Origin of the sequence: Solibacillus cecembensis (assembly GCF_050272495.1) — a bacterium.
GTDB classification, from domain to species: domain Bacteria; phylum Bacillota; class Bacilli; order Bacillales_A; family Planococcaceae; genus Solibacillus; species Solibacillus cecembensis.
Map to the genome: position 1 here is coordinate 186,923 of NZ_JBNNMF010000003.1, position 19,052 is coordinate 205,974.

A 19,052-nucleotide genomic window follows, 5' to 3' on the forward strand; every position below is an offset into this window, starting at 1 on the left:
GGACAATTAACAATGGATTTAAAACAATTTGTGACAACAGTGGAAAACTGGCCAAAAGAAGGTATTAGCTTCAAAGATATTACAACGATTATGGATAACGGTCCAGCATACAAATATGCAACAGATCAAATTGTTGAATATGCAAAAGAAGTAGGCGCTGAAATTATCGTAGGTCCAGAGGCGCGCGGTTTTATTATCGGCTGTCCAGTTGCCTATGCGCTTGAAATCGGATTTGCACCGGTTCGTAAGCCAGGAAAATTACCGCGTGAAGTGATTTCAGCGGAATACGGTTTAGAATATGGTACGGATACATTAACAATGCATCATGATGCTGTAAAGCCAGGTCAAAAAGTATTGATCTGTGATGATTTACTAGCAACGGGTGGTACGGTAGAAGCAACAATCCAACTGATTGAACAATTAGGCGGAGTTGTTGTTGGTTGTGCGTTTTTAATTGAGCTTGAAGAATTAAATGGCCGCGAAAAAATTGCAAAATACCCAATGAAAACATTAATTAAATACTAATATCCCGCCCCGTTTTTAGCAAAAGCTTGAAACGGGGTTTTTAGTATAGAATGCTATTATCCAATTTTAAGCAGTGATACCCCTTTATGTCATTTTATGTTGAATATTTCACATATTTCAAGTTTATCTAAAACTAAATGACCTACTCCCTTTACATAAGCTACCTATATTTAATACAATTGAATTTATATCAAATAAGAAGAAAACGTGAAAATAAATGGAATAAGGTGGACAAAAATGGCGAAAGAACAAATATTGGCGCCCGAAGATGTTTTCGAACTCGCCAAATCCTATATGAATGATGAACATGTTGCCTTTGTCGTAAAAGCGTACGAGGTGGCGAAAGAAGCACATAAAGAACAGTTTCGTAGCTCTGGGGAACCTTATATTATACATCCTGTTCAAGTAGCGGGTATTTTAGCTGAGCTTCAAATGGATCCGGAAACAGTAGCGGCAGGTTTTTTACATGATGTTGTAGAGGACACGGAAGTAACGCGCGCGGATTTAGTGAATGCATTTAGTGAAGAAGTGGCAAAACTTGTTGACGGTGTAACGAAGCTAGGGAAAATTAAGTATTTGTCGAAAGAAGAACAACAGGCAGAAAATCATCGGAAAATGTTTGTTGCAATGGCGCAGGACATCCGCGTAATTTTAATTAAATTAGCGGACCGTATGCACAATATGCGAACGTTAAAACATTTACCAGCTGAAAAACAACGCCGAATTTCGCAGGAAACAATCGAAATCTTCGCACCACTTGCCCATCGTTTAGGAATTTCAAAAGTGAAGTGGGAGCTGGAAGATACGGCATTACGTTATTTAAATCCGCAACAATATTACCGCATTGTCAGCTTAATGAAGAAGAAGCGTGATGAGCGTGAAGCTTATTTAGACAATGTAATGGATGAGATTAATTCACAGCTAAAAGAAGTTGAAATCGATGCGGATGTTTACGGCAGACCAAAGCATTTAAATAGTATTTACCGAAAAATGACGTTGCAAAAAAAGCAGTTCAATGAAATTTATGATTTATTTGCCGTGCGCATATTAGTTGATAGCATTAAAGATTGTTATGCGGTAATCGGCATTATTCATACGTTATGGAAGCCGATGCCTGGCCGATTTAAAGATTATATTGCGATGCCAAAGCAAAATTTATATCAATCATTGCATACGACTGTCATTGGACCATATGGGGATCCGCTTGAAGTGCAAATTCGTACGAAAGAAATGCATAATATTGCAGAATTTGGTATTGCAGCGCACTGGGCTTATAAAGAAGGGAAAACGGTTGATCAAAAAGCAGAAAATATTGATCAAAAGTTAACATGGTTCCGCGAAATTTTAGAATTCCAAAATGAATCGTCGAATGCGGCAGAATTTATGGAGTCGTTAAAATTCGATTTATTTTCAGATATGGTATATGTATTCTCACCAAAAGGGGATGTCATCGAACTACCAGCAGGCTCAGTGCCAATTGATTTTGCTTACCGTGTCCATTCAGAAGTAGGGAATAAAACGATTGGTGCAAAAGTAAATGGCAAGATGGTCCCACTTGATACACCATTGAATACAGGTGACATTATTGAAGTGCTCACATCGAAGCAATCATTCGGTCCGAGTAGAGACTGGATAAAAATTGCGCAAAGTTCTCAAGCGAAAAATAAAATTAAGCAATTCTTTAAAAAGCATGTGCGTGAAGAAAGCGTCGTTAAAGGTAAGGAAATGGTTGAAAGAGAAATTAAAGCACAGGAATTTGATATGAAGGAAGTATTGACGACTGAAAATATCAAACGTGTTATTGAAAAATTAAACTATACCCATGAGGATGACTTGTATGCAGCCGTTGGGGTAGGTGGCATTAGCGCACAGCAAATCGTCAACCGCTTAGCTGAAAAGATGCGTAAGGAACGCGAGCAGGAAGTTGCGCTTGAAAAAATTGTGAAGAGCATGAACAACCCAGCACCTAAAAAACGAACAGAATCGGGCGTTATCGTAAAGGGAATCGAAAACTTACTTATTCGTCTTTCACGTTGCTGTACACCAGTGCCAGGTGACGATATTGTTGGTTTCATTACAAAAGGGCGCGGTGTTTCAGTACACCGAGCAGACTGTCCAAACATTGAAGAAGATGGCATGGAAGAACGTCTCATTGAAGTGGAATGGGAAAATGAAGTGACGCACACACGAAAAGAGTATCCAGTTGATATCGAAATATCGGCATTTGACCGTCCGGGTGTTTTAAACGATGTCATGCAAGCAGTGAGTGAAGCAAAAACTAATATTTTAGCTGTAACTGGGCGAGCTGATCGAGATAAAATTGCTACAATTCACTTAACAATTGCGATTTCCAATATATCGGGGCTTCATAAAGTAGTAGAGAAAATTAAGCAATTACCGGATATTTATTCGGTACAACGCGTTATTAACTAAAAGATTGAGGTTTAATAAAAATGAGAGTCATATTACAACGTTCAAAAGAAGCATCGGTTACAGTTGATGGCACAGTAACAGGTACCATTCTTAAAGGATATGTGTTGCTTGTGGGAATTACGCATACCGATACAGAAGAAGATGTTGCCTACGTAGCAAAAAAAATTGCTGATTTGCGTATTTGGGAAGATGAAGAAGGGAAAATGAACCGTTCGATTTTAGAAGTTGGCGGAGAAATTTTATCTGTTTCTCAATTCACGTTATATGCAGACATCCGCAAAGGAAAGCGCCCGAGCTTTGTGGATGCAGCAAGACCAGAACCTGCTGAAGTGTTATGGCTTGCCTTTAATGAGCAATTAAAAACGTATGGATTACAAGTTGAAACAGGTGTTTTCGGAGCAATGATGGATGTTGCTCTCATTAATGATGGTCCCGTTACGATTATCGTTGAATCAAAATGATTGGCCGAACGAATCACTTCTTGAAAGCATATAGTACACTATGCAGGTCAGTTAGCCGAGGTTTAATTGATAAAGGAGTGATTTTTTGGTTCAACCTGGAAATTTTCCGAATTACTATTTGTTAGACGCGTTACAAAGTTATCTTGGAAAAATGGTCGCTGTTCAGCAAACAGGCAACCATGTTCAGCAGGGGATTTTAACTTCTATTTGTCCAGATTACATTACACTGGCTGTATATGGTGTCCCATTTTTTATCCGTATTGAGCAAGTCGTTTGGGTAAACCCATTAACGAGAACCTAGAACCTCCTATGAATATGCGCCTCTCAGCTGTCATATGCTACATATGACCATCTAGGAGGTGTATTTTTGTTTCATCGTGTAAATCAATTACCTATCGAACTGCCCCTTTTGGAGTATGGAGATGCTAATGCAGCGAGTGCTGTACAAGAATTACTTGGCGGGAAATTTGGCGAAATGTCGACATTAAATAACTATATGTTTCAATCTTTTAATTTTCGAGGGAAAAAGAAATTAAAGCCATTTTATGATTTAGTAGCAAGTATTACATCCGAAGAAATTGGGCATGTGGAACTTGTTGCAAATACGATTAATTTATTGAATAAAAATTCCTCTTTTAGCGCCCCTCCAAATATGACGCCATTACAAAATGGAAAAAATATGCGCAATACACAGAGCTTTATTGCATCCGCTCAAACTTCCTTACCATTTGATTCAATGGGAAAGCCTTGGACTGGGGAAAATGTTTTTTCTAGTGGCAATTTAGTGTTGGATTTATTGCATAATTTCTTTTTAGAATGTGGTGCGAGAACACATAAGATGCGTGTTTTTGAGATGACTGACCATCCTACCGCACGTGAAATGATTGGCTATTTATTAGTGCGAGGTGGGGCGCATGTTGTCGCTTATGCGAAGGCAATCGAAATGGCAACGGGGCTTGATGTGACAAGGATGCTACCGATACCAAGTTTAGATAATCGTATGTTCGATCAGGCAAACAAATATGAGGATCGCGGTTATGGCAATGTGCTGTTCACGTGGAATTACGTTGGTGATTATGAAGACATCAACAAAATTTGGAAAGGTACACACCCGATTACGAATGAGCCACTTATCGTCCAGCAAGGTGCGCCGAAGGGTTATAAAATTCCAGAGTTAGATGAATTACCAGAGGAATTTGCACCGGGTATTGGTCCAGAAGAGTTTCAAATGATTGCAAAGCGGTTAATGGCGAATATTTAAACGATATAAAAAAGAGCATGTTGATTTACAAACAACATGCTCTTTTAATTTGTCATACCTTCATCTTTGACAATACTTCACAACTTCATCATACACTAAATCGCCGCCGAAAATGGACAGTGCACTGCCAATTGTAATATGTAAATTGCCATTCGTTAGCTGTTCGAATTTTTGCAAATCCTCTAGTGAACGAACTCCACCAGCATATGTTGTCGGAATCGTTGTCCAATGCGCTAAATCAAGCACTAAACTTTCCTGCATGCCACTGCGCTTGCCTTCTACATCCACGGCATGGATTAATAACTCATCACAATAGTGTTCAATCTCTTTTATTGATTGCGCATTCACTTCAAAGTCGCTAAATTTCGTCCATTTATCTGTGACGACAAACCATTTCCCGTCACGTGCACGACAACTCAAATCAATGACAATGTGCTCTTTTCCAACGGCATCGATTAATTGCTGTAAGCGTCCCATATCGAGTAAACCATCATGAAAAATAAACGACGTCACGATGACATGGGATGCACCTGCGTCAATATACTTTTGTGCATTGTCTGCCGTGATACCACCGCCAATTTGTAAGCCATTCGGATAGGCAGCGAGCGCGCGGATGGCCGCTTGTTCATTGCCAGGTCCAAGCATAATAACATGACCACCTGTTAATTGGTCTTGCTGAAATAACGTCGCATAATACGTGGAGTCCTGCTGAGACGTAAAATTTTCAATGACCGCTTGATCGGTATGACCGAGCGTACTTCCTACGATTTGTTTCACTTTGCCTTCATGCAAATCAATACAAGGTCTAAATTCCATCTAGTTCACAAGCCTTTCTGTCTGATTCATTACTTCTTCTATCATACCATTGACTGATTAATAATTGTTATAAGAGTCTGACATTTTCGTCGCGTTTTAGAGCTAGAGTTGCTTCAATTACGCGCGTTTACATGAACGGGCATGGATTTGTGATTCAGTAAAGGACAGGGCTATTTCCGTATGGTAAAATAAGCGTACAAATGAGCAAGAAAGTGGGCGTTAAAGTGGCGGGAAATCTCGATTTATTTGAACTAAATAAGCTATTTATTCTTGGGCGTCCCATCGTCTCAATTTTTCATAATCCAACAAATATGTATTCGATTGTTCGCGTGAAAATTCAAGAAACAAATTTGCAATATGAAGAAAAAGAAATTATCGTCGTTGGGTATGTTCCGCAATTAGCAGAAGATGAACTATACCGCTTTACGGGTGTCCTGAAAAGCCATCCTAAATACGGCATGCAATTCCAAATTGAAACATTTGAAAAAGAGGTCCCATCAACCGAGCAGGGGATTGTTCATTATTTATCAAGTGATTTATTTACAGGAATCGGACGAAAAACAGCCGAATCCATTGTAAATAAACTTGGACTTGATGCGCTCACGAAAATTTTAGAAGATCCCAATGCGCTAGATGCAGTGCCGCGATTACCTGCTGAAAAAAAAATCTTGATTCGCCAAACAATTGAAGAAAATTTAGGGTTAGAGCGTGTCATGGTACGGCTAAATGAGTGGGGATTTGGTCCGCAATTAGGTATGAAAATCTATCAAAAATACCGCGAAGATACGATCAATTTATTAATGGCAAACCCGTATCGATTAATTGAGGATATTGAAGGGGTCGGGTTTATTCGCGCGGATGAGCTCGGATCGAAGCTTGGTATGACGGGCAATCACCCTGACCGAATTAAGGCGGCCATTTTTCATGTTTTAACACATGCGGCATTGTCAGAGGGGCATGTTTATCTCGATGCCGAAATGGTTCTTCCTGCTGTTAAAAATATGCTGGAGCAAAGTCAGCGTGTTGAAATTCCGTATGAGGCGATTTCGAAAGCATGTATTGAAATGCGTGAAGAATCGAAAATTTGCGGGGAAGAAACACGCCTTTATTTGCCATCCCTGTATTTTAGTGAAGTTGGAATTGCGAGTAAAATTATTGAATTAAAAAGTAAAAATGAGACGAGTGAACGTTTTTCGCGCGATGAAATTCGGAAAGCGATTGGCGATGTGGAGGAAAGTTATAATGTGACCTATGCACCGACACAAGTTCAAGCGATTGAAACGGCGATGAACTCGGCTGTCATGATATTAACAGGTGGGCCTGGTACGGGGAAAACGACGGTCGTGCGTGGACTTGTTGAAGCATATGCAGAGCTTCATGGTCTTTCCTTGAATCCAAAAACATATGCAGAAAAAGAAGAGTCATTTCCGATTGTGTTAGCGGCTCCAACTGGACGAGCTGCAAAACGCTTAGCTGAATCGACGGGTTTACCGGCGATGACAATTCACCGTTTACTCGGTTTTAACGGACATGAAAAAGACGAGGAAACAGAGCGGGAAGTGACAGGACGTTTAATCATCATTGATGAAATGTCGATGGTCGATACTTGGTTGGCGCATCAATTATTAAAGGCGCTGCACGAAGATGTCCAAGTGATATTCGTAGGGGATCAGGATCAATTACCACCTGTTGGTCCGGGACAAGTATTAAAGGATTTACTCGGATCGAAGCAAGTACCAGTTGTGGAATTAACGGATGTATATCGCCAAGCAGAAGGGTCGACGATTATTGAACTTGCGCATCAAATTAAAAAAGGAATTGTGCCGGATACATTAACGGCGAAAACATCGGATCGTTCGTTTATTCAAGCGGCGGCTCCTCAAGTAACCGGTGTTGTTACGCAAGTTGTAAAAGGTGCGCTTGCAAAAGGACAGGCAATTCGCGACATTCAAGTGTTGGCACCGATGTATAAAGGTCCTGCTGGCATTGATGCATTGAATAAAGAAATTCAACAGCTCGTTAATCCGAATGATGGAACGAGGAAAGAACTCGTGTTTGGCGATACGATTTACCGAATTGGCGATAAAGTGCTCCAACTTGTCAATCAACCCGAAAGCAATGTGTTTAATGGCGATATGGGGGAAGTTATTTCGATTATTCGTGCAAAGGAAACGATTGAAAAGCAAGATTTATTAATTGTTTCTTATGACGGGATTGAAGTGACGTATCAGCGATCAGATTTGAATCAACTGACACTCGCCTATTGTTGCTCTATCCATAAATCACAAGGCTCTGAGTTTCAAACGGTCATTATGCCAGTAGTGCGCGGCTATTCGAAAATGCTGCGTCGAAACTTACTATATACAGGCATTACACGAGCGAAAAACTTTTTAATTTTATGTGGTGAACCGGATGTTTTAGCAAATGGGTTAGCCAAAACAGATGATTTAACACGTTTTACGAGTTTAAAAATGCGTTTAAATCCGTCAGTAGTGGATGAAGCCCAGCAAGTTGAAGATCAAGAGAAAGTGGAAGTCCAGCCAACGCCGCATTCAACTGTAGAAAAAAAACAACGAGAGCCATCTCACGAGCAGTTGGGTTTATTAAATGTATCAGAGTCGCATAAAATTGGGGAAACCTTGTTGAATCATTTAACGACCGAAACAGCACCATACATTCATCCACTCATAGGGATGGACAATGTTTCGCCGTATGATTTTGTGGAAGAATAATTGGAAAGCCATTTTGCTACTTGCGAAATGGCTTTTTTTTAAATGGGGAAACTTTATAGTATTTCTTCACTTAAGGTGAGGAGCTTGTCTTTATTTTGAATAAAATAGCCACGATTGTGTTTAACGAGAATACCGGCTTCACAAAACGCCGCAAATGTATACAATAAATGCCGATAGGAAACGCCTAAAAACTCACAAATTTCGGTATGCTTTTCTTTATAAAAGCCCTGATCCGAACTAAGCAATATAAAGGCAGCTAGCCGGTTTTCTAATGGATACACTTGATTTTGTGTATATTTCGCTGTCACTTTCATTTCCTTATCACTTAAAAGCATACAAAGTTCGCGCAAAAAAATGACGTCGTTTAATAATCGTTTTCTAAATTGTAGAATGGGAATCGCAAGGCATATTGTTTTTGTAACAGCTTGAATTCCTTTTGATACTCTTACACTATCTAATAGCTCCATTTCCCCCATGAAACAAGGCGATGTAATGAAATCAATTAAAGATACTTTGCCATTTTTATGCGTTACATACAGCTTAGCTTTCCCCTCGACCATATAATACAAATATTCTGGATGAGAGCGTTCCTTAAAAATAAATTCCCCCTTTTCAAATTGATGAACGGTCAAATAAGTGATGATATCGAATGAAAAGAACTGGTTAATCGGATATTGTTCAATATAAGAATTACGCAATATATTCGTTAAAACCTTCAAATTACTCACTACCTTTATAAAATATGAGATATCTCACATTATTGTATAAAATAACATGATATCATTCAACGTAATGTATTGGAGGGAATGAATTTTCATGAACAATCAGCGTTGGTTATCGCAAAATTTCTTTACGTTTTTTATTACATGGGGCATCTTTTTACCGTATTGGACAGGTTGGTTAGTAAATGATAAAGGATTAACTGTGTCAGACGCGGGTATCATTATGAGTTTCGGTTTAGTGGCACGCGCCGTGTCAACGATGTTTATCTTTCCTTATGTATCAAAAATTTTAAGCAATAAACAAGTATTATTATTTTTTACTATGATGTCATTAGTCGTAGCGATTTTGTACATACCGATGGACTCATTCGAAGGCTTGTTTATTGTGACGACGCTATTTAGTGCGATGTACCCGGCGTTATTGCCAGCAGTTGAAAGTGGTGCCTCGACCTTGATGCAGCAAGGGGATGTCCATTATGGGAAAGCACGTTCACTTGGTTCGTTTGGCTACGTTTTGTCGGTATTAGTTATCAGTATGTTTACCGGTACATACGGGGAACAAATTATATTATGGTTTATGATCTTAGGGTTAATCGCGTTATTAGCCATTCAGTTATTGCCGGCTCCGAATGTTTTACTTATGCGACCAGAGCATGGAAAAAATGCGAAGTCTTTGTCTATGAAAGGTTTACTCGAAGTGAAAAGCTTTGCAGTCGTGCTACTTGTCGTCATTTTACTGCAAGGGGCACATGCTTCTTATTACAGCTATGGATACATTTACATACAAGATTTGAATGTCAACCCATTTTATATTGGGGTCATTTTGAATGTTGCGGTTGTGTTTGAAATTATTTATTTCTTAAAGGCAGATACGTTTTTATCTAGCTGGCGTCCGTCATCGTTATTAATTTTAGCTGCGGTTGGTTCAAGTGTGCGCTGGATTGCGATTTATTTATTCCCGAGCATACCCGTATTTGTTGTGACGCAAGCGCTTCATGCTTTGTCATTTGGGGTGGCGCACTATGCATTTATTCGCTACATTACGCAAAATTTACCGAAAGAGCAAATTCCAAATGCACAAGGGATTTATTCAGCATTTGCGATGAGTTTAAGTGCCGCTTTATTGACATTGATCGGTGGTGCGCTTTATGAAATCGAACCAGGTCTTGCATTTTTAGGGATGGCCATTTTTACCGTACCAGCGATTTTCCTACTTCTATTGACGCGCAATCGATTTCAATATTGACAGTTAGCATACAATTTTTTATAATGAAAAGTAGAATACATTGAACACGATGATGGAAAAAAAGTATGTTTTACAAACGTGTATAGAAAGAGATTTCAAGGCTGAAAAAATCTCCACAGGCGTAATTCAGAAAGCTACTCCAGAGTGCAGCTAATCCCTGCCGTATGCTCACGTTAAGAGCACTTGAGATATAATGTTTTACGCATTATAAATTAGGGTGGTACCGCGAGATTACAGTCTTCGTCCCTTTACTAGGGATGAGGGCTTTTTTGTGTTTACACTTGATACAGCAGGGGTCAAACCCCGGCTGTATCAGAAGAACAAAGGCTAAACCCGTCACGTCCTGTGACAACGCCTTTGTGATCAACATTGTGTTGACCCAAGCTCCAGCGGATGTCACAGATTTTTTAGGGGAGTTTTTCGAGCGAGCTCGAAAAAAATCTGGACGCAATTACGCTGAGGCGTAATTGATTCATCAATTTTCGTTCACTATTATTAGGAGGAATACAGCATGACATCAAAAACAATGACAGCAACAGAAATTCGTCGTCTATATTTAGAGTTTTTTAAAGAAAAAGGACATCACCATGAACCATCTGCACCACTTGTGCCAATTAATGATCCATCATTATTATGGATTAACTCAGGTGTTGCGACGTTAAAGCCTTATTTTGACGGTCGTATCATTCCAGACAATCCACGTATTACAAATGCGCAAAAATCAATTCGTACAAACGATATTGAAAACGTAGGTAAAACAGCGCGTCACCATACGTTCTTTGAAATGTTAGGAAACTTCTCGATCGGTGATTATTTCAAAAAAGAAGCCATTCATTATGCATGGGAATTCTTAACAGATGCAAAGTGGATGGGCTTTGAAGCGGATAAATTATCGATTACAATCCACCCAGAAGACCAAGAAGCGTACGATGTTTGGCACGATGAAATTGGGATTCCAAAAGAGCGCTTAATTCGTTTAGAAGGTAACTTCTGGGATATTGGGGAAGGTCCATCTGGTCCAAACTCTGAAATATTCTATGACCGTGGGGAAGAATACGGCTTTGGTGCACCTGAAGAGGAAATGTATGCAGGTGGCGAAAATGAGCGTTACTTAGAAATTTGGAACCTTGTTTTCTCACAATTCAACCACAATCCAGATGGCACATATACGCCACTACCAAAGCAAAACATTGATACAGGTATGGGACTGGAGCGTATCGTTTCGGTAATTCAAAATGTGCCAACGAACTTTGATACAGATCTTTTCATGCCAATCATTGAAAACGTAGAAAAATTTGCGAACCGCAACTATATGCGTCCAAATGAAGTAGATTTAAAAGAAATCTTCGGTTCGGCAGAAGATATTAATACACCATTCAAAGTAATTGCAGACCATATTCGTACAGTTGCATTTGCCATTGGTGATGGTGCATTACCATCAAATGAAGGACGCGGATACGTATTACGTCGCTTATTACGTCGTGCAGTGCGCTATGCAAAACAAATCGGTATCGAAAAACCGTTCATGTTTGAATTAGTTCCAACTGTTGGCGCGATTATGGAAGATTTCTATCCACAAGTGAAAGAAAAAGAAGCGTTCATTCAACGTGTTATTAAAAATGAAGAAGTTCGTTTCCATGAAACATTAGATGGCGGTTTAGCGATTTTCAATGATGTTGCGGAAAGCCAAAAAGCAAAAGGTGAAACAATCATTCCAGGCGCGGATGCGTTCCGTTTATATGATACATTCGGTTTCCCAATCGAATTAACAGAAGAATATGCGGAAGAAGTAGGCATGACAGTTGATCATGAAGGCTTCGAAACGGCGATGGAAGAACAACGTAACCGTGCTCGTAATGCGCGTGCAGATGTGGATTCAATGCAAGTGCAAAATGAAGTGTTAGCTAACTTAAAGCAAGAATCAACGTATGTATATAATGTGCTTGAAACTCAAGGGACAGTTGCTGCAATCGTTGTTGACGGTCAAGAAGCGCAAGTGGCGACAGAAGGACAAGAAGCGTTAGTAATCCTTTCTGAAACACCATTCTATACTGAAATGGGTGGACAAATTGCGGATACAGGTGTGATTCAATCGGATAGCTTTAAAGCACTTGTAAAAGATGTTCAAAAAGCGCCAAATGGTCAACCGTTGCATACAGTGTTCATCGAATCAGGTGAAATGAACGTTGGGGATACGATGACAGCAAATGTAGACCGTGAAAAACGTACACTTATTTTGAAAAACCATACAGCAACACACTTAATGCACCGTGCATTAAAAGATGTTTTGGGAGATCACGTTGCACAAGCGGGTTCTTATGTTGGACCAGATCGTCTACGTTTCGACTTCTCACATTTCGGTCAAGCTACGAAAGAAGAATTGGCACAAGTCGAGCGTGCGGTAAACGAAAAGATTTGGGATGATATCGAAGTAGTCGTGCAAGAAATGGCGATTGACGAAGCAAAAGCAATGGGTGCAATGGCGTTATTCGGTGAGAAATACGGTGATGTTGTACGTGTTGTAGCGGTATCGGATTATTCAATTGAACTTTGTGGTGGTCTACACGTTCAACGTTCATCTGAAATTGGTTTCTTCAAAATCGTTTCTGAAGGCGGTATCGGAGCGGGTACACGTCGTATTGAAGCGGTAACAGGGAAAGCAGCTTACTTTGCAGTGAAAGAAGAAGAAGCGATTTTAAATGAAGCAGCAGCATTATTAAAAGCAAACCCAAAAGATGTCGCAACACGTGTCGCATCATTACAAGCGGATTATAAAGAATTACAACGTGAAAATGAATCATTATCTCAAAAAATGGCCAATGCGCAAGCGGGTGCAGTCATTGATGCAGCACAAAAAATTGGTGATGTTACAGTATTAGCAACACGCGTTGATGCAAAAGATAACAATCAATTGCGCCAAATGATGGATGATTTAAAAGAAAAAATGGATGCAGCAATTATTGTCCTAGGTGCAGTATCAGACGATAAAGTAATGCTTTGCGCAGGTGTGACGAAAGATATCGTAGGCGGTCAACACCATGCAGGTAATATCGTGAAAATGGTTGCGGAAGCATGTGACGGTAAAGGTGGCGGTCGTCCTGATATGGCGATGGCTGGTGCGAAAGATGCAACGAAATTAGACGATGCATTAACAGCTGTTTATGACCTTGTAAAAACATTCTAACTTGCGAAAAAAAGGTTATCAAAATATAGTTTATGGGGAAAGTAAATAAGCATATTTGAAGTGCATGGATGAATAGGATATAATAGAGAAAATGGAGATGGTTCTATATTCCATCTCTCTATTGCTGAAAGCGAGGTGCTGGTCTTGAGTTCATTCGATCAAACGATGAAATTTAGTTTTCCTGAAGAGTCAATGGAACAAGAAGTGAAGCAAGTGATGTTGAAGGTGTATTCGTCATTAGAGGAAAAAGGCTATAACCCAACGAACCAAATTGTAGGTTATTTATTATCTGGTGACCCGGCATACATCCCTCGCCACCAGGACGCACGCAATGTAATTCGTAAGCTTGAGCGAGATGAAATTTTAGAAGAACTCGTCAAATTTTATATTAGAAAGAATACCGAGGCGGACAAATGAGAATTATGGGTTTAGACGTCGGCTCTAAAACAGTCGGCGTTGCAATTAGTGATGCGTTTGGCTGGACTGCGCAAGGCATTGAAACGATTAAAATTAATGAAGCAGTCGGCGAATTTGGCATCCCTCGTATTCATGAGCTTGTCAAAGAGCACAGCGTAACGGAATTTGTTGTAGGTTTTCCAAAGAACATGAATAATACAGTGGGACCTCGCGGGGAAGCATCTGAAGCCTATAAAAGGTTATTAGAAGAGACTTTCGGGTTCCCTGTAAAGCTTTGGGATGAACGCTTAACAACAATGGCGGCAGAACGTATGTTAATTGAAGCAGACGTGAGCCGTAAAAAACGCAAACAAGTCATTGATAAAATGGCAGCTGTCATGATTCTACAAGGATATCTCGACAGCAAAAACTAAGTTTGCTTGAAATACAGCAAACGGAACAAGGCTTGGCCTTAATATTATGAAGAGGTGACTTTTAATGTCAGAACAACAAAATCAAATTACAGTAGTAGACGAAAATGGTAACGAGCAACTTTGTGAAATTTTACACACATTCGATTCAGAAGAATTCGGTAAATCGTATGTATTATATTCATTAGTAGGTGCTGAAGAAGACGGTGAAGGTGCTGTAGAAATTTTCGCATCATCATTTGTTCCAGCTGAAAACGGTGAAGATGGCGAGTTAGAGCCAATCGAAACTGAAGCAGAGTGGGATTTAATCGAGAGCGTTTTAAATGCGATTGAAGACGAGCTAGGCGAAGAATAATTTTGGCATAAGTGGATTTTTAAGCGAGTTCACATAATGAAGGACAGGGCCTCATATTAGTGTAGAGGTATCGTCCTGCTAAAACAGAGGAGGCGTTTGCCGACTCTGTTTTGCTATTTAGGAGGAATGTAACGATGGAAGAACAAATTTTTGTATTACAAACAGAAGAGGGCCAAGAGCAGCAATGTCGCGTTGTCTTTACATTTGATTCAGATGACCATTCATACGTGTTATTTTCATTAGTAGGCGATGAAGATGCAGGTGTTTCGGCGTTGCGTTTTGAATTAGATGACAATGGTGAAATGGCGGGCTTTGCAGACCTTGAAACCGATGAAGAATGGGCAATGGTTGAAGAAGTAATGAACACGTTAATTAGTGAGTTCGGTGCAGATCAAACGAATTTCTTTACCATTACAAATGATCAAGATGAAGAAGTTATGTGCCAAATCTTACACCGTTTCGAACGCAACAATAAAGATTATTTATTTTATGCGATTGTAGAAGATGAAGTGCCAAATTTAGATGAAGTGTTCGCTTCGGCTTATATTTCTGGTGAAAATGGTGAAGTAGCAGACTTACTACAAATTGAAACCGATGAAGAATGGGCAATGGTAGAAGAAGTATTAGCATCATTAGCACAGCAATAATTTTGTGAACGTGCAATTTAATTAAAAGAAGAGGTCCTGAACAATCCATTGTTTAGGACCTTTTCGATGTGATAATAATATATATAATTAATTTAAGAACCTATCAATAATAGCCCTCTTTAAAAAGATGGGAGTTGATTTCCATTCCGGTCCGGACGCTTTCCACGGGCACGGCTCCAACTAACTTGTTTCAGGATACATCCCAAAACAAGTGGATTTTCCGCACGTGCTGTTCCCGTAGGAAGCTTTGCTCTGTAGCGAAAGGCGCCAGCCGTCAGCCGTCAGCTACACTCGCCTCCCCTACATTCCAATCAACTCCTTTCTAATCAAGTTTTTACCATTAAAAATCCTAATCTTTTTTAGAATATGAAGTTAGTTTTCGCTACTCAATATTTTTATTAAAGTACGCACTCTATAATAAAATTTGCCCCTACCATGCTATTGAGCCCGCAAAAAGTGTCGTTTGATATCATTTTTGCAACATAGTTTTGTCACTTCAAAGGTTAAACTTTGTACAAGGGTTATATATTTTTTGTTCCTTAGCGGCAAAAGAATTAGGATAGCCCTTGCACAATGGGGAAAATGCATAAAGTTTTAGAAAGGCAAAACTTTATATAGGCTGGCCTTGCACAAAGCACACAGATGAGTCGTACAGATTTGTGCTAACATTGTCAGTGCGCCTCATGTGCTTAGCCAGCCTAAACTAGCAGGTACTTTATGAGAACACTTATATCATTAGAATAGATTCTTTGGTTAAACTTATATATTTTGAACCAAATAAATTAAATTACGTCTGAAATTATGTCGCGAAAACTAGAAAATTGTATTAGTTTCGCCTGTTTGATTGTATCAAGTAGAAATTTTTTGTATCATATGTAAGAGAATAAGGGGGGACACCCGTGATAAATGATGAACAAAAACAAGAAATGTTTAAAAAAATGAAAGATAGAAAGGGAGAAATTAAAATCGTGCGAAAAATTGTATTCGTTGTCGCGCTTATTGCTCTCATTCTACTTGCAATTGGCGGCTATTCAGCCTATAGCTATATATCTTCAGCACTAAAGCCGGTAAATACAGAATCGGATAAAAAAATTGAAATTGAAATTCCGATGGGATCTGGAATTACATTAATCTCAAAAATTTTAGAAGAGCATAAAATCGTACAAGATGCGCGCGTTTTTAAATATTATACAAAATTTAAAAATGAGTCCGAATTTCAGGCTGGTAATTATTCATTAACACAGTCCATGACGCTTGACGAAATTATTGAAAGTCTAAAAACAGGACGAGTATATCGTGAGCCTGTATTTACAGTGACTATCCCAGAAGGCTTAACATTAGAGCAAGTTTCGAAAGTCATCGAAAAAAATACGAAACATAAAGCCGCTGATTTTATGAAGAAAGTGACAGATGAAACTTATATTAAGCAACTAATGGTCGACTATCCAAAGTTGTTAACGGACGCGATATTGGGCGATAATATCCGTTTTGCACTGGAAGGATATTTATATCCAGCGACGTATTCTTTCTTTGAAGAAGATCCAAGCTTGGACGAAATTATTAAAAAGATGTTAAGTACAACAGATTCAATCGTTTCTGAATTTGAAACAATACTAATCGAAAAAGAGATGTCTGTTCATGAAATGCTCACATTTGCTTCTTTATTAGAAGAAGAAGCTACAGCGAAAACGGACCGTGAAACAATCGCAAGTGTTTTCTACAACCGTATGGACATTGATATGATGTTGCAAACGGACCCAACAGTACTTTACGCACTTGGCTCACATAAAGATCGTGTATTATATGAAGATTTAGAAGTAGAGAACGCCTATAATACGTATAAAAACGTAGGCTTGCCGCCAGGACCGATTGCAGGTGCCGGGAAGTCTTCAATCGAGGCAACGTTAAATCCATCACAAACCGACTATTTATTCTTCTTAGCGGATAAAGAAGGCACGAACCATTTTGCCAAAACATATGAAGAACATTTGGTCAATATTGAGAAGTATTTACGTTAAATTGACATCGGTCGGGGGCTAGGGTCAACACGATGTTGTTAAAGGAATCGAGTACTTTACTAATTCCGTCTAAAGTCGGAATTAGTAAAGATAATTCGCATTCCTTTTCTTTTCATGCTATTATAAGTTGTGATTTTTGTCCTAATATATAATTTATTGTAGGCGCAAACAACTAAGTTTCGTCTTTTTTCATGAGATTTCATGCATTGACAAAAGGCAGCACCTACAAACAGCTAAAAGGGGTTTAACAAATGGAGTTATCAGATGCGTATATCGCTTCTTTCATATCGAATCGTGATGAATTGCTGCTTGAAATGGAACGATTTGCACAGGAAAATCATGTGCCTATTATGCAATTAGCTGGTATTGAATCATTAAATCAATTACTGCGCATTCAAAAACCGACAAGCATATTAGAAATCGGTACAGCAATTGGTTATTCCGCAATACGTATGGCACAAGCATTGCCAGAATGTCAGATTGTGACGATTGAGCGAGATGCGGCGCGTGTGCAACATGCAAAAGCGTTTATTGCCAGATCAGCAGAAGCAAATCGCATACAGGTAATTGAAGGTGATGCGTTAGAGGTAGAACTTGAAGAAATTCCATCTACTTTTGATGCCGTTTTTATTGATGCGGCGAAAGGCCAATACTTAAAGTTTTTCGAAAAATATTCACCGCTCGTACCATCGGGTGGCGTATTATATATCGATAATATGTATATGCACGGGCTTTCAGACTTAGATATTAAAGAAGTACCGAGAAGAAAAAGAACAATGATCCGCAACTTAAAAACGTTTTCAGACTGGATTATGGCGCATCCAGATTATACGAGCGCATTTTTCCCAGTTGGCGATGGATTGTTAATTTGTTTGAAGAGGTGACGAAAGGTGAAGAAACCAGAATTATTAGTAACACCACAATCGGTGGAACATGTACAAGCATTACTACAAGCAGGTGCGGATGCATTTGTCATTGGTGAACAAAAATTCGGCCTACGTTTAGCGGGAGAATTTACAGTCGCCCAAGTAGAAGAAGCAACAGCAATTATTCACGCTGCAGGTAAAAAAGTGTATGTCGCAGTGAACGCGATTTTCCATAATGATCGAATTGACGCATTAGATGCCTATGTAGTAGAAATGCAACGTATTGGTGTAGACGCACTATTATTCGGTGATCCAGCGGTTGTTATGTCGGCTCGTGAGCAAGACATTACAATTCCTCTACACTGGAGTCCTGAAACGATTGCGACAAACTGGTTCCAAGTAAACTATTGGGGCGAGCGTGGCAGTAAGCGTGCCGTATTAGCGCGCGAGCTTTCAGTGGATGAAGTGATTGAAATTAAAGAAAATACAACACATGAAATTGAAGTGCAAGTACACGGTATGACATGTATGTTCCAATCAAAACGTTCATTGCTAGGTAACTATTTCTTATATCGCGACGAAGCAATGGAAATTGAAAACCGTAAAGACCAAAAAAATATGTTCTTACATGATAAAGAGCGTAAAAATAAATACCCAATTTATGAGGATTTGAATGGTACACACATCTTCTCTCCGAATGATATGTGCATTATCGAAGAATTAAACGAATTATTCGAAGCGGGTATTGATTCGTTGAAAATCGACGGCGTTCTTCACACATTTGACTATGTCGTAACGGTTACGAATTTATATCGTCAAGCTATTGATGCTTACTTTGATCAAGGTGAAGATGCATACGAAAACATTAAATCTGAGTTATTTGAGCAAATTGAAGCCATTCAGCCAGCTTTACGCCCACTGGACACAGGATTCATCTACAAAGAGACAGTATACTAGGA

At 39.3% G+C, this 19,052-nt stretch carries 17 protein-coding genes and 1 other annotated feature; of the genes, 15 read left to right on the forward strand and 2 right to left on the reverse strand.

Going from position 1 to position 19,052, the window contains the following annotated elements; all coding sequences use genetic code 11:
- Positions 1 to 12: 12 nt before the first annotated feature.
- The 5 genes from ACQKIH_RS04165 (at position 13) to ACQKIH_RS04185 (ending at position 4,680) form a co-directional block, all read left to right on the forward strand.
- Positions 13 to 525: an adenine phosphoribosyltransferase gene (locus ACQKIH_RS04165; RefSeq protein ID WP_057988199.1), complete on the forward strand. Its 513-nt coding sequence runs from the start codon at positions 13 to 15 to the stop codon at positions 523 to 525.
- 237 nt (positions 526 to 762) lie between these two features.
- Entirely contained in the window at positions 763 to 2,958 is a 2,196-nt protein-coding gene (locus tag ACQKIH_RS04170) for a RelA/SpoT family protein (protein WP_427763588.1), read from the forward strand.
- Positions 2,959 to 2,978: 20 nt separating this feature from the next.
- A complete protein-coding gene (gene dtd / locus ACQKIH_RS04175; RefSeq protein WP_427763589.1) occupies positions 2,979 to 3,419 on the forward strand; it encodes a D-aminoacyl-tRNA deacylase in 441 nt (146 codons plus the stop codon).
- 85 nt (positions 3,420 to 3,504) lie between these two features.
- Positions 3,505 to 3,720 (forward strand): DUF2642 domain-containing protein, encoded by a 216-nt coding sequence (locus ACQKIH_RS04180; protein WP_427763591.1) that lies wholly within the window; start codon positions 3,505 to 3,507, stop codon positions 3,718 to 3,720.
- 66 nt (positions 3,721 to 3,786) lie between these two features.
- Positions 3,787 to 4,680 carry a manganese catalase family protein gene (locus ACQKIH_RS04185; protein WP_427763592.1) on the forward strand — a complete coding sequence of 298 codons (894 nt, stop codon included), beginning with the start codon at positions 3,787 to 3,789 and terminating at the stop codon, positions 4,678 to 4,680.
- A gap of 60 nt (positions 4,681 to 4,740) precedes the next feature.
- Here the strand turns inward: ACQKIH_RS04185 and hisA are convergent, their stop codons facing one another.
- Entirely contained in the window at positions 4,741 to 5,496 is a 756-nt protein-coding gene (gene hisA, locus ACQKIH_RS04190; protein ID WP_427763593.1) for a phosphoribosylformimino-5-aminoimidazole carboxamide ribotide isomerase, read from the reverse strand.
- 200 nt (positions 5,497 to 5,696) lie between these two features.
- On the opposite strand from hisA, the gene recD2 reads away from it, so the two are divergent.
- A complete protein-coding gene (gene recD2 / locus ACQKIH_RS04195; RefSeq protein WP_427763595.1) occupies positions 5,697 to 8,228 on the forward strand; it encodes an SF1B family DNA helicase RecD2 in 2,532 nt (843 codons plus the stop codon).
- A 53-nt stretch (positions 8,229 to 8,281) separates the two neighbouring features.
- Here the strand turns inward: recD2 and yeiL are convergent, their stop codons facing one another.
- The gene (gene yeiL, locus ACQKIH_RS04200; RefSeq protein ID WP_427763723.1) at positions 8,282 to 8,947 is read right to left on the reverse strand and encodes a transcriptional regulator YeiL; all 666 of its coding nucleotides are present in this window, start codon (positions 8,945 to 8,947) and stop codon (positions 8,282 to 8,284) included.
- 97 nt (positions 8,948 to 9,044) lie between these two features.
- Between yeiL and ACQKIH_RS04205 the strand changes: the two genes are divergently transcribed.
- The 9 genes from ACQKIH_RS04205 to ACQKIH_RS04245 all read left to right on the forward strand — a co-directional run bounded on the left by ACQKIH_RS04205 (position 9,045) and on the right by ACQKIH_RS04245 (position 19,050).
- Positions 9,045 to 10,196: a 3-phenylpropionate MFS transporter gene (locus ACQKIH_RS04205; RefSeq protein WP_427763596.1), complete on the forward strand. Its 1,152-nt coding sequence runs from the start codon at positions 9,045 to 9,047 to the stop codon at positions 10,194 to 10,196.
- Between the two features lie 40 nt (positions 10,197 to 10,236).
- Positions 10,237 to 10,447: a binding site (T-box leader), on the forward strand.
- 260 nt (positions 10,448 to 10,707) lie between these two features.
- Positions 10,708 to 13,380, forward strand: a complete 2,673-nt coding sequence (gene alaS / locus ACQKIH_RS04210) for an alanine--tRNA ligase (protein ID WP_057988215.1) — start codon at positions 10,708 to 10,710, stop codon at positions 13,378 to 13,380.
- Positions 13,381 to 13,524: 144 nt separating this feature from the next.
- Positions 13,525 to 13,797: an IreB family regulatory phosphoprotein gene (locus ACQKIH_RS04215; protein WP_057988217.1), complete on the forward strand. Its 273-nt coding sequence runs from the start codon at positions 13,525 to 13,527 to the stop codon at positions 13,795 to 13,797.
- On the forward strand, positions 13,794 to 14,210 hold the full coding sequence (ruvX, locus tag ACQKIH_RS04220) for a Holliday junction resolvase RuvX (protein ID WP_057988219.1): 417 nt from the start codon (positions 13,794 to 13,796) through the stop codon (positions 14,208 to 14,210). The genes ACQKIH_RS04215 and ruvX overlap by 4 nt, the downstream gene beginning before the upstream one ends.
- Before the next feature lie 64 nt (positions 14,211 to 14,274).
- On the forward strand, positions 14,275 to 14,562 hold the full coding sequence (locus ACQKIH_RS04225; RefSeq protein WP_057988221.1) for a DUF1292 domain-containing protein: 288 nt from the start codon (positions 14,275 to 14,277) through the stop codon (positions 14,560 to 14,562).
- A gap of 134 nt (positions 14,563 to 14,696) precedes the next feature.
- Positions 14,697 to 15,209, forward strand: a complete 513-nt coding sequence (locus ACQKIH_RS04230) for a DUF1292 domain-containing protein (protein WP_057988223.1) — start codon at positions 14,697 to 14,699, stop codon at positions 15,207 to 15,209.
- A gap of 899 nt (positions 15,210 to 16,108) precedes the next feature.
- Positions 16,109 to 17,227, forward strand: a complete 1,119-nt coding sequence (gene mltG / locus ACQKIH_RS04235) for an endolytic transglycosylase MltG (RefSeq protein ID WP_427763597.1) — start codon at positions 16,109 to 16,111, stop codon at positions 17,225 to 17,227.
- A 251-nt stretch (positions 17,228 to 17,478) separates the two neighbouring features.
- Positions 17,479 to 18,111 (forward strand): O-methyltransferase, encoded by a 633-nt coding sequence (locus ACQKIH_RS04240; protein WP_057988227.1) that lies wholly within the window; start codon positions 17,479 to 17,481, stop codon positions 18,109 to 18,111.
- A 6-nt stretch (positions 18,112 to 18,117) separates the two neighbouring features.
- Positions 18,118 to 19,050: a peptidase U32 family protein gene (locus ACQKIH_RS04245; protein WP_427763599.1), complete on the forward strand. Its 933-nt coding sequence runs from the start codon at positions 18,118 to 18,120 to the stop codon at positions 19,048 to 19,050.
- Positions 19,051 to 19,052: the final 2 nt, after the last annotated feature.

What these genes read in the sequence shown, in the direction of transcription:
- hisA (WP_427763593.1), bottom strand. Translation starts at nt 5,496, where the DNA reads ATGGAATTTAGACCTTGTATTGATTTGCATGAAGGCAAAGTGAAACAA.
- recD2 (WP_427763595.1), top strand. Translation starts at nt 5,697, where the DNA reads ATGAGCAAGAAAGTGGGCGTTAAAGTGGCGGGAAATCTCGATTTATTT.
- ACQKIH_RS04230 (WP_057988223.1), top strand. Translation starts at nt 14,697, where the DNA reads ATGGAAGAACAAATTTTTGTATTACAAACAGAAGAGGGCCAAGAGCAG.
- alaS (WP_057988215.1), top strand. Translation starts at nt 10,708, where the DNA reads ATGACATCAAAAACAATGACAGCAACAGAAATTCGTCGTCTATATTTA.
- ACQKIH_RS04165 (WP_057988199.1), top strand. Translation starts at nt 13, where the DNA reads ATGGATTTAAAACAATTTGTGACAACAGTGGAAAACTGGCCAAAAGAA.
- ACQKIH_RS04170 (WP_427763588.1), top strand. Translation starts at nt 763, where the DNA reads ATGGCGAAAGAACAAATATTGGCGCCCGAAGATGTTTTCGAACTCGCC.
- ACQKIH_RS04240 (WP_057988227.1), top strand. Translation starts at nt 17,479, where the DNA reads ATGGAGTTATCAGATGCGTATATCGCTTCTTTCATATCGAATCGTGAT.
- ruvX (WP_057988219.1), top strand. Translation starts at nt 13,794, where the DNA reads ATGAGAATTATGGGTTTAGACGTCGGCTCTAAAACAGTCGGCGTTGCA.
- dtd (WP_427763589.1), top strand. Translation starts at nt 2,979, where the DNA reads ATGAGAGTCATATTACAACGTTCAAAAGAAGCATCGGTTACAGTTGAT.
- ACQKIH_RS04205 (WP_427763596.1), top strand. Translation starts at nt 9,045, where the DNA reads ATGAACAATCAGCGTTGGTTATCGCAAAATTTCTTTACGTTTTTTATT.
- ACQKIH_RS04225 (WP_057988221.1), top strand. Translation starts at nt 14,275, where the DNA reads ATGTCAGAACAACAAAATCAAATTACAGTAGTAGACGAAAATGGTAAC.